At 72.7% G+C, this 10,731-nt stretch carries 9 protein-coding genes; 4 read left to right on the top strand and 5 right to left on the bottom strand.

What is annotated here, in order from left to right; translation table 11 throughout:
• Positions 1-69: 69 nt before the first annotated feature.
• Positions 70-768: a YggS family pyridoxal phosphate-dependent enzyme gene (locus tag MOX02_RS10895; RefSeq protein ID WP_147025820.1), complete on the bottom strand. Its 699-nt coding sequence runs from the start codon at positions 766-768 to the stop codon at positions 70-72.
• Between the two features lie 207 nt (positions 769-975).
• Here MOX02_RS10895 and leuS point away from each other — a divergent pair, with 207 nt between their 5' ends.
• The 4 genes from leuS to MOX02_RS10875 all read left to right on the top strand — a co-directional run bounded on the left by leuS (position 976) and on the right by MOX02_RS10875 (position 6,280).
• Positions 976-3,582 (top strand): leucine--tRNA ligase, encoded by a 2,607-nt coding sequence (gene leuS, locus MOX02_RS10890; protein WP_147025819.1) that lies wholly within the window; start codon positions 976-978, stop codon positions 3,580-3,582.
• Between the two features lie 171 nt (positions 3,583-3,753).
• Positions 3,754-4,305 (top strand): LPS assembly lipoprotein LptE, encoded by a 552-nt coding sequence (gene lptE, locus MOX02_RS10885; RefSeq protein WP_147025818.1) that lies wholly within the window; start codon positions 3,754-3,756, stop codon positions 4,303-4,305.
• The gene (gene holA / locus MOX02_RS10880) at positions 4,302-5,330 is read left to right on the top strand and encodes a DNA polymerase III subunit delta (protein ID WP_147025817.1); all 1,029 of its coding nucleotides are present in this window, start codon (positions 4,302-4,304) and stop codon (positions 5,328-5,330) included. Before lptE ends, holA begins: the two co-directional genes overlap by 4 nt.
• Positions 5,331-5,422: 92 nt before the next feature.
• Positions 5,423-6,280, top strand: a complete 858-nt coding sequence (locus MOX02_RS10875; protein WP_147025816.1) for an intradiol ring-cleavage dioxygenase — start codon at positions 5,423-5,425, stop codon at positions 6,278-6,280.
• Between the two features lie 6 nt (positions 6,281-6,286).
• On the opposite strand, the gene MOX02_RS10870 is transcribed toward MOX02_RS10875, so the two are convergent.
• Genes MOX02_RS10870 through mnmG form a run of 4 tightly spaced genes read right to left on the bottom strand, consistent with a single transcriptional unit; the run spans position 6,287 to position 10,586 of the window.
• A complete protein-coding gene (locus tag MOX02_RS10870; RefSeq protein ID WP_147025815.1) occupies positions 6,287-7,180 on the bottom strand; it encodes a ParB/RepB/Spo0J family partition protein in 894 nt (297 codons plus the stop codon).
• 60 nt (positions 7,181-7,240) lie between these two features.
• Positions 7,241-8,083 (bottom strand): ParA family protein, encoded by an 843-nt coding sequence (locus tag MOX02_RS10865; protein WP_147025814.1) that lies wholly within the window; start codon positions 8,081-8,083, stop codon positions 7,241-7,243.
• Entirely contained in the window at positions 8,080-8,709 is a 630-nt protein-coding gene (rsmG, locus tag MOX02_RS10860) for a 16S rRNA (guanine(527)-N(7))-methyltransferase RsmG (RefSeq protein ID WP_147025813.1), read from the bottom strand. Before rsmG ends, MOX02_RS10865 begins: the two co-directional genes overlap by 4 nt.
• On the bottom strand, positions 8,709-10,586 hold the full coding sequence (gene mnmG / locus MOX02_RS10855) for a tRNA uridine-5-carboxymethylaminomethyl(34) synthesis enzyme MnmG (RefSeq protein ID WP_147025812.1): 1,878 nt from the start codon (positions 10,584-10,586) through the stop codon (positions 8,709-8,711). The genes rsmG and mnmG overlap by 1 nt, the downstream gene beginning before the upstream one ends.
• Between the last annotated feature and the right edge of the window lie 145 nt (positions 10,587-10,731).

Raw genomic sequence — 10,731 nt, 5'->3', positions numbered from 1 at the left:
CGGGAGAGGTGAGCTCTTCTCCTGCGCCAAGCCGGGATGCTCCGAGGCGCGCCTGTGCGGCCGCCCGCTCTACGGCCGCGGCCGAGCGCCGAAGATGGCGGTGCCGACCCGCACGTGCGTCGCGCCCATCTGGATCGCGGCCGGATAGTCGGCGCTCATCCCCATCGAGAGGATCGGCAGGTTGTGGCGCTCGGCGATCCGCGCCAGCAGGGCGAAATGCGCGGAGGGCGGGTCGTCCGCGGGCGGGATGCACATCAAGCCGTTGATGGCGAGCCCGTGCGTGTCGCGGCACTCGGCGAGCAGCACGTCGACCTGGCCCGGCGGGATGCCCCCCTTCTGCGGCTCCTCGCCCGTGTTGACCTGGATCAGGAGCTTCGGCGTGCGCCCCGTCCGCGCGATCTCCTTGGCGAGCGCCGCGGCGAGGCTGAGCCGGTCGAGGGAGTGGATCACGTCGAACAGGGCGACCGCCTCGCGGGCCTTGTTCGACTGGAGCGGCCCGATCAGGTGCAGCTCGGCGTCCGGGAAGCGCTCGCGCAGAGCCGGCCACTTCGCCCGAGCCTCCTGCACGTAGTTCTCGCCGAATAGCCGCTGGCCGGCCTCCAGCGCCGGGAGGATGCCCTCGGCCGGCACGGTCTTCGAGACGGCGATCAGGTGGACGCCCCGGGGATCCCGCTCGGAATCCTCGGCCGCCCGGCGAATCCCTGCGCGAACGGCCTCGAGCCCGGCCAGGACGTCCGCGCGCTGCTCGGGGGTTGCGGTCTCGGTCATGGGCTCAACGCGTCTCTTCGAGGGGTCCGGAGGCTCGGAAGTATCACCGGGAGCGCCCGCGGCAACCGCCGCGCGGCGGGCGAGCGACGGATCGGTTGACCGCGCACCGTCCTCCTGTGGTAGTCCGGCCACCGGGGACGCCGGCCAAGGGGCTGGCGCCGCAGCCCTTTCCCGCCCTCTCCCGCATCGAGACCTGGCGCCTTCCGCATGACGAACGCCGCGACCCCGCCCACCGCTCCGGAGCGTTACAACGCCAAGGAGTCCGAGCCGCGCTGGCAGAAGGCCTGGGACGAGGCCCGCCTCTTCGAGACGAAGAACGACGACCCGCGGCCGAAATACTACGTGCTGGAGATGTTCCCCTACCCGTCCGGGCGCATCCACATGGGCCACGTGCGCAACTACGCGATGGGCGACGTGGTGGCCCGCTACAAGCGCGCGCGGGGCTTCAACGTGCTCCACCCGATGGGCTGGGACGCCTTCGGCCTGCCGGCCGAGAACGCCGCCATGGAGCGGCGCGTCAACCCGCGGGACTGGACCTACGCCAACATCGCGGCGATGCGCGCGCAGCTCCAGTCGATGGGCCTGTCGCTCGACTGGAGCCGGGAGATCGCCACCTGCGACCCCGACTACTACAAGCACCAGCAGCGGATGTTCCTCGACTTCCTGAAGGCGGGGCTCGTCACCCGCCGGACCGCCAAGGTGAACTGGGACCCGGTGGACCACACCGTGCTCGCCAACGAGCAGGTCATCGACGGGCGCGGCTGGCGCTCGGGCGCGCTGGTGGAGAGCCGCGAGCTGACCCAGTGGTTCTTCAAGATCACCGACTTCGCCGAGGACCTGCTCTCCGCCCTCGACGGGCTGGAGCGCTGGCCGGAGAAGGTCCGGCTGATGCAGCGGAACTGGATCGGCCGCTCGGAGGGGCTGGAGCTGCGCTTTCGCCTCGCCGAGGTGCCGGCCGGCGCCGCGGACACGATCACGGTCTACACGACGCGGCCCGACACCCTGTTCGGCGCGAAGTTCCTGGCGATCGCAGCCGACCACCCGCTCGCCGCGACGCTCGCCGCCGGGAACCCCGAGCTGCAGGCTTTCGCCGAGGAGTGCCGCCGCACCGGCACGGCGCAGGCGGCCATCGACACCGCCGAGAAGCTCGGATTCGACACCGGCCTCAAGGTTCGCCACCCCCTCGACCCCGACTGGCTGCTGCCGGTCTACGTCGCGAACTTCGTGCTGATGGAGTACGGCACCGGCGCCGTGTTCGGCTGCCCGGCGCACGACCAGCGCGACCTCGACTTCGCCAACAAGTACGGCCTCGGCAACACGCCCGTGGTCTGCCCGGAGGGGCAGGATCCGGAGAGCTTCGTCATCACCGACACCGCCTATGACGGGGAGGGGCGGCTCATCAACTCGCGCTTCCTCGACGGGCTGACGACGGAGGCGGCCTTCGCGGCGGTGGCCGACCGGCTGGAGGCGGAGGAGACGGGGGGCGCGCCGGTGGCGCGGCGCAAGGTGCAGTTCCGCCTGCGCGACTGGGGCGTCTCGCGCCAGCGCTACTGGGGCTGTCCGATCCCGATCATCCACTGCGACGCCTGCGGGCCAGTGCCCGTGCCCGTGGAGGACCTGCCGGTGAAGCTGCCCGACGAGGTCTCCTTCGACGTGCCCGGCAACCCTCTGGAGCGGGACGCGGCGTGGCGCAACGTGCCCTGCCCGCAATGCGGCGGGCCGGCCCGGCGCGAGACCGACACGATGGACACCTTCGTGGACTCGTCCTGGTACTACGCCCGCTTCACCGCGCCCTGGTTGCGGGACGCGCCGACGGAGCGCGCCGCGGTCGATCACTGGCTCGCCGTGGACCAGTATATCGGCGGCATCGAGCACGCGATCCTGCACCTGCTCTACGCCCGCTTCTTCATGCGCGCCATGAAGGCCACCGACTGGTCCGGCGTGGCCGAGCCCTTCGCCGGCCTGTTCACGCAGGGCATGGTGGTGCACGAGACCTACAAGGACGCGACCGGCGCCTGGGTGATGCCGGCCGACATCCGCATCGCCAGCGAGGGCGGAGAGCGCCGCGCGTTTCACGTGAAAACCGACGCGCCCGTCTCGATCGGCCCGATCGAGAAGATGTCGAAGTCGAAGAAGAACGTGGTCGACCCGGACGACATCATCGCGAGCTACGGGGCCGACACGGCGCGCTGGTTCATGCTCTCCGATTCGCCGCCGGAGCGCGACGTGATCTGGACGGAAGAGGGCGTGCAGGGCGCCGCCCGCTTCGTCCAGAAGGTCTGGCGCCTCGTCAATGCGGTCGCCGCGGCCCGAGGGGCGGGCGGAGCCGCGGACGAGGTCCTTCGCAAGGCCGCCCACCGGGCGCTGGCCTCCGTCGAGGAGGACGTGGAGCGCCTGCGCTTCAACCGCTGCGTCGCCCACATCTACACCCTGGCGAACGCCCTGGAGGAGGCCCTGCGCGGCCCCGTCTCGGCAGAGGCCGGCCGCGAGGCGGCGGGCATCCTCGTCCAGCTCATCGCGCCGATGATGCCGCATCTCGCCGAGAGCGCCTGGGAGCTCCTCGGCCGCTCCGGGCTCGTGGCGGACGCGCCCTGGCCGGCGGTCGACCGCGGCCTCCTCGTCGAGGACGAGATCACCCTGCCCGTCCAGATCAACGGCAAGAAGCGCGCGGACGTCACGGTGGCGCGCGACGCGGACGCCGCCGCCGTCGAGGCCGCGACGCTCGCGCTCGAGCCCGTGCAACGCGCCCTCGAGGGCAGGACGCCGCGCAAGGTCATCGTGGTCCCGGGCCGCATCGTGAACCTTGTTGTGTGAGACGCATCGGCCGCGGGGCGCGGGCTACGCCCTGCCGCCCTGTGGCCCTGCCCCGCTGTCGCCCTGAATGAATCGTAACGGTTCGTCCCTCATAAGGGTGACGCGGCGGGCCGCCTCGGCGTATGAGGCGGTGCGGGACGGGAAGCGGGGCAGCGGCGGGCGATGATGCGTATGGCTCGGGCCGGAATCGGGCGCCGGATCGGCGGCAGGGCGGCGCGCCTCGCGCTCGCGGGCGCCCTCGCCCTCAACCTCTCCGCCTGCTTCCGCCCGCTCTACGGGCCGACCGCCTCCGGCGAGCCGATGGGCGCCCTCCTCGCCTCGATCCAGGTGGACGACATCGCGATGGCGCAGGGCCAGGAGCGCATCGGCCACTACCTGCGCAGCGAGCTGATCTTCGATCTCGACGGGTCCGGCCAGCCCGCGCCGAAGCGATACCGCCTCAAGATGCAGGGCAGCGAGACCGTGCAGACCCCGATCGTCTCGTCGCAGACGGGCCGCGCGGAATCGGGCACCATCGTCGCCAATGTCAAGTTCGCGCTCGAATCCCTCGACGGCACCCGCATCATCACCGAGGGCGTGGCCACCTCGACCGCCACCTACGACCGCTCGGTGCAGCGCTTCGCCTCGCTGCGTGCCGCCCGCGACGCCGAGATCCGCCTCGCCAAGGTGCTCGCCGACCAGATCAAGACCCGCATCGCCTCGGTGATGGCGGCCAAGCCTTGACGGCCGTCAAGGCGGGCGACGTCGAGGGCCTGATCCGGCGCGGGCCCGACCCCAAGGTCGCGGTCATCCTCGTCTATGGCCCGGATACCGGCCTCGTCGGCGAGCGCGCCAAGCGCCTCGCGGAAGGCGCGGTCGCCGACCCGGATGATCCCTTCGCCCTCGTGAAGATCGACGGCGACACCCTCGCCTCCGACCCCGGGCGCCTCGTGGATGAGGCCGGCACGGTCGGCCTGTTCGGGGACCGCCGCACCATCTGGGTGAAGGCCGGCAGCCGCAACTATGCCCCCGCCGTCGAGGCCGTGCTGGCCGCCGAGCCGACCGGCACCCGCATCGTGGTCGAGGCGGGCGACCTCGGCAAATCCGCGCCGCTCCGCACTCTCTGCGAGCGCTCGGGCTCCGCGCTCGCCCTGCCCTGCTACCCGGACGACGAACGGGCCCTCGCCGAACTCGTGCGCCAGACCCTTCAGGATCGGGGCCTGCGCATCGCACCGGATGCCCGCGACCTCCTCGTGGCGAGCCTCGGCGGCGACCGCCGCGCCAGCCTCGCCGAGATCGAGAAGCTGGCGCTCTACGCGGCGGGGCGCGACAGCGTCACCTGCGACGACGTCGAGGCGGTGGTGAGCGATGTGGCGGGCAGCGTGCTCAACACGCTGATCGATGCCGCCTTCAGCGGGCGGACGGGCGAGGCGGAGCGCGACTACCGCCGCTTTCGCCACGAGGGGCTCGACGCCTCGGTGATGCTCGGCGCGGCCCTGCGCCACGCGCTGACGCTCCTCGCCACGCGCCTCGACGGGGAGGGCAAGAGCCCGAGCCTGATGGCGGCGGGCTGGCGCGGCCTGCATTTCCGCCGCCGCGCCGATGTCGAGGCGCAACTCGCCCGCTGGTCGCCCGCCGCCCTTCGCCAGGCCGTGCAGATCCTGCAGGAGGCCGTCCTCGCCTGCCGCCGGGCCGACCCTGTGCTCGCCCACGCCCACGCCTCGGCGGCCCTCCTGCGCATCGCCGGCGAGGCGCGCCGCCGCCGCTGAGGCGGACATCCTGCGGCATCACGGTGCGCGCATCCCTGCGCAGCCGTGCTACCCGTTCGGGGGCCGGCCCGCCGGCTCGCGGAGGATGTGCCATGCCCCTCTTCACGTCGCGCCGCAGCCTGTTCGCGGCCTTCGGTGCCGGCGCCGCGGGCCTGCTGCCCCGCGCCGCAATCTCCGCGAGCAGTGCCGAGGGGGAGGCGGAAGTCTGCGTCCTCACCCCGCAATCGATCGAGGGGCCGTTCTACCGGGACTCGCGCCTCGTGCGCGCCGATATCGCGGAGGGCCGGGCCGGCGTGCCGCTGCGCCTGCGCCTGCGCGTGGTCGAGGCCGGCTCCTGCCAGCCCGTGGCGGGCGCGCGGGTCGACGTCTGGCACTGCGACGCGCAGGGGCTCTACTCGGGCTATCCGGGGCAGCGGGATGCACGGGCGGTCGACACGTCCGGCCAGACCTTCCTGCGCGGCAGCCAGACCACCGACGCGGCCGGCTGGGTGACGTTCGACACGATCTACCCGGGCTGGTACGCGGGCCGGGCGACCCACATCCACGTCAAGGCGTTCCTCGACGCCCGCACGATGCTGACGGGCCAGATCTACTTCCCCGACGCGCTGAACGAGTTCCTCTACACGCAGGTCCCCGCCTACCAGGGGCGCCGGGCCGAGCGCTTCATCGTCAACGCCAATGACGGGATCGCCAACGAGGAAGATCCGCATCGGCGCGCCTTCTGCGCCGTGAAGGAGGAGGCGGAGCGCTACCTCGCCACCCTCACCCTCGGCGTCGACCACGCCCGCGACGCCCGGAGCGGCGCGCGCCGCGAGAGCCGGGGCGGGCGCCCGGAACGGCCGCCGCCGGGCGCAGGGGGAGGCCCGCCGCCCGAGCTGCGCCGCCCGGCCCGCCTGACCATGAAGAACCGCCCCGCCGCCCTGGTGCCAGGCCTGCGGCGGGAGCCCTGACAGCTCTCAGCCCCCTGCCGCGTCGAGCCGGCGGCGGAGCGCCTCCAGCTCCTCGGGGCTGCCGTAGCGGATGCGGATCTCGCCGACGCCCTCGGAGCGCGCCCTCACCACGACGCCGAGCCCGAGGGCGCGGGTGAGGCTCTGCTCCAGCGAGCGGAGCGCCGCGCTCGTCTCCGGGCTGCGGCGGGGGCGGCCGGGGCGAGGCTCGTCGCTCTCCGGCACCTCGGCGGAGGCCAGCGCCTCGACCTCGCGCACCGAGAGCCCCTCGGCCACGATGCGGCGGGCCACCGCCTCCGGGTCGCGCAGGCCGAGCAGCGCGCGAGCGTGGCCGGCGGTGATCTCGCCCGCCGTCACCCGGTCCTGGATCGCCGGCGCGAGTTGGAGCAGGCGCAGCGTGTTGGCGAGGTGGCTGCGGCTCTTGCCCAGGATGTCGGCGAGCTCGCGCTGGCTGTAGGAGAACTCGCTCATCAGCCGCTCGTAGCCCGCCGCCTCCTCGATCGCGTTGAGGTCCGTGCGCTGCACGTTCTCCAAGATCGCGTATTCGAGGGAGGTGCGGTCGTCGATCTCGACCGCGACGACGGGCACCTCCGTGAGGCCCGCCCGTTGCGCCGCCCGCCAGCGCCGCTCGCCCGCCACGATCTCGTAGGTGCCCGGCACGCTGGACAGCGCCCGCACGACGATCGGCTGGATGACGCCGCGCGTTCGAATCGAGGCGGCGAGCTCCTCCAGGTCGCTCTCCTGGAAGCGGCGGCGGGGATTGCGCGGGTTCGGCCGCAGGAACTCCACGGCGACCTTGCGCTGGCCCTCCGCGCGCCCGGCCTCCGCGCCGTCCTGCCCGAAATCGCCGATCAGGGCCGCGAGGCCGCGCCCCAGCCGGGGGCGTGCCGAATCGTCCGCCATCGCTGCCACTCGCTGAACTCCGTTACGCTGGACTGGTACGCCGATCGGTGAGCCCGCGCCTCAGGCGGCGACGGGCATGCGGCCTTCCCGCTGGATGACCTCGGAGGCGAGGCGCAGATACGCCTGCGAGCCCGCGCATTTCAGGTCGTAGAGCAGGACCGGCTTGCCGTGGGAGGGCGCCTCGGAGACGCGCACGTTGCGGGGGATCATGGTCTCGTAGACCTTCTCGCCCATGAAGCCGCGCACGTCCGCCACCACCTGTGCCGAGAGGTTGTTGCGCGGGTCGAACATGGTGAGCACGATGCCCTGGATGGTCAGGCGCGGGTTCAACGCGCCGCGCACCTGCTCCACCGTGCGCAGGAGCTGGCTCAGGCCCTCGAGCGCGAAGAACTCGCATTGCAGCGGCACCAGCACGGCGTCGGCGGCGGCGAGCGCGTTGATGGTCAGGAGGTTGAGCGAGGGTGGGCAGTCGATCAGGACGTAGCTGACCGCCTCGGTGCTGCTGCCCGGCGCGTTCAGGTCCTTGAGGACGTTGCGCAGGCGGTGCGCCCGGTCGGCCGAGCTCGCCATCTCCAGTTCCAGCCCGAGCAGGTCCATGGTCGAGGGAGCGACCGAGAGACGGGGCACCGCGGTCGGGATCACGGCCTGGGCGAGCGGCGCGTCGCCCGCCAGCACGTGGTAGGTCGAGACGCGGCGCTGCCGCCGGTCGATGCCGAGCCCGGTCGAGGCGTTGCCCTGCGGGTCGAGATCGAACACCAGCACGGTCTCGCCGATGGCGGCGAGCGCCGTGCCGAGGTTGATCGCCGTCGTGGTCTTGCCGACGCCGCCCTTCTGGTTGGCGAGTGCCAGGATCCGCAGCGGACGCTTGGTCTCGGCGGCGGCGGAGGGGGTATCGCTCGTCATGGCTCCACGCGGTCGAGGGCGGTGACGCGGACGATCCGCGCCGCCGAGTCGGTCTGGCTCGGCAGCAGATCGTAAACGAATCTCCACCGCCGCGCAGCTTCGGTCAATTCGGCCTCGACCTCCCGCCCCTTCGGAAACAGGCCGGTGGTGCCGGATTTCAACACCGGCTCGGTCCAGGCGAGGAGCTGGTCGAGGGCGGCGAGCGCCCGCGCGCAGACGATCTCGACGTCCCGATGCTCGCCGATCACGCTCTCGATGCGGGCGTTGTGGACGTGGGCCGGCGCGCCGGTGAGCCGGACCACCTCGGTGAGGAAGGCGCATTTGCGCGCGTTGCTCTCCACGAGATCGACCCGGAAGCCCGGCCGGTCCGCGCCCGCGATGGCGAGGATGGCGCCCGGGATGCCGGCACCCGAGCCGAGATCGAGCCAGGTCCGCGCCTGCGGTGCGAGGGCGAGGAGCTGCAGCGCGTCGGCGACGTGCCGGGTCCAGACCTCGGCGAGCGTCGCCGGGCCAACGAGGTTCTTCACGCCCTGCCAGCGGCGGAGCTGCGCCACGTAGATGTCGAGCCGCTCGGCTGTTTCACGTGAAACACCGGCCTCCGCCAGCACACGCTCGCGGTCGGACATCAGCGGGCCGCCGCCTCGCGCGAGCCCCGCCGGGCATGCGCGGCGAGCAGGGTGAGGGCGGCCGGCGTGACACCCTCGATCCGCGCCGCCTGCCCGAGCGTGCCCGGCCGCACGGCCTCGAGCTTCGCCCGCATCTCGTTCGAGAGCCCGGCGATGCCCGCATAGTCGAGGCGCGCGGGCAGCAGCACGGCCTCGTCCCGGCGGAAGGCGGCGATGTCGGCCTCCTGGCGATCGAGATAGACCGCGTAGGTGGCGTCGGTCCGGACTCGGTCTGCGACGCGCGGCGAGACCTCGCCGAGATCCGGCCAGACGGCAGCGAGGCGGTCCCAGCCGATCTCCGGGTAGGAGAGGAGCTGGAAGGCCGTGCGGCGAATGCCGTCGCGGTTGAGGGTGATGCCATGGCGGCGCGCCTCGTCGGGCGTCAGGCTCAGAGTGTCGAGGCGCTCCCGCACCGCGGAGAGTTCCCGGCGCGACGCCTCGAACCGGGCAGCGCGGTGGGTGCCGACGCAGCCGAGCGCGAGGCCGCGAGGCGTCAGCCGCTCGTCGGCGTTGTCGACCCGCAGCGAGAGCCGGTACTCGGAGCGCGAGGTGAACATCCGGTAGGGCTCGCTCACCCCGTGGGTGACGAGGTCGTCGATCATCACGCCGAGATAGGATTCGGCCCGGTCGAACGACGCGGCCTCGTTCGCGCCCGCGAGCCGGGCCGCGTTGAGGCCGGCGACCAGCCCCTGCGCGGCCGCCTCCTCGTAGCCCGTGGTGCCGTTGATCTGGCCGGCCAGGAACAGGCCGGGCAGGCGCTTCGTCTGGAGCGTGGCGTCGAGCTCGCGCGGGTCCACGTAATCGTACTCGATGGCGTAGCCCGGCCGCACGATGGCGGCCTGCTCCAGGCCGGGGATGAGCGCGACGAGGTCCCGCTGCACCGCCTCGGGCAGGGCGGTCGAGATGCCGTTCGGATAGACGAGCGGGTCGTCGAGCCCTTCCGGCTCCAGGAAGATCTGATGCCCCTCGCGGTCGCCGAAGCGCACCACCTTGTCCTCGATCGAGGGGCAGTAGCGCGGCCCGCGGCTCGCGATGCCGCCGGAATACATCGGCGAGCGGTGGAGGTTTTGCCGGATCAGGTCATGCACCGCCCGCGTCGTTCGGGTGATGCCGCAGCGAATCTGCGGCGTGGTGATGCGCTCCGTCAAGGTCGAGAACGGGACGGGATCGGCGTCGGCCTCCTGCATCTCGAGAGAACCCCAGTCGATGGTGCGGCCGTCGAGTCGCGGCGGCGTCCCGGTCTTGAGGCGCCCGAGCCGGAAACCCAGACGGTCGAGGGTCGCAGCGAGGCCGAGCGAGGGCGCCTCCCCGACGCGGCCGGCCGGCACCTGCGCGTCGCCGATATGGATGAGCCCACGCAGGAAGGTGCCGGTGGTGATCACCACGGCGGCGCAAGGGAGGGAGCGCCCGTCGCTGAGCGTCACGCCGACGACGCGCCCGTCGCGGACGACGAGGTCCTCGCAGGCGCCCGCGAGGACGTCCAGGCCGCCCGTGTCGGCCACCGCCGCCTGCATGGCGGCCGCGTAGAGCTTGCGGTCGGCCTGGGTGCGCGGCCCGCGCACTGCCGGGCCCTTGCGCCTGTTGAGCAGCCGGAACTGGATGCCGGCGGCATCGGCGACCCGCCCCATCAGCCCGTCGAGGGCATCGACCTCCCGGACGAGATGGCCCTTTCCGAGACCGCCGATCGCCGGGTTGCAGGATAGGGCGCCGATCGTCGCCGGATCGTGGGTGAGGAGAGCCGTGCGGGCGCCGAAGCGCGCGGCCGCCGCCGCCGCCTCGACACCGGCATGCCCGCCGCCGACCACGACGACGTCGTAGGATGAAGCTGTCTCGCGCATGCGGGTGATTACGCGCGCCCGACGATTCCCGTCAACGCGCGACACGGGCTGGGTGGTTGGTGCGCGCCACCGCTCCTGTTTTCGAGAGGTGCCGCGCGCGATCGCGCCGGCCCGGCGCAGGCGAAGCCGGCACCCACCTCTCCCG

Source organism: Methylobacterium oxalidis (assembly GCF_007992195.1).
In the GTDB taxonomy this organism is placed as follows: Bacteria; Pseudomonadota; Alphaproteobacteria; order Rhizobiales; family Beijerinckiaceae; genus Methylobacterium; species Methylobacterium oxalidis.
This window is presented reverse-complemented; position numbering and strand designations above follow the sequence as displayed.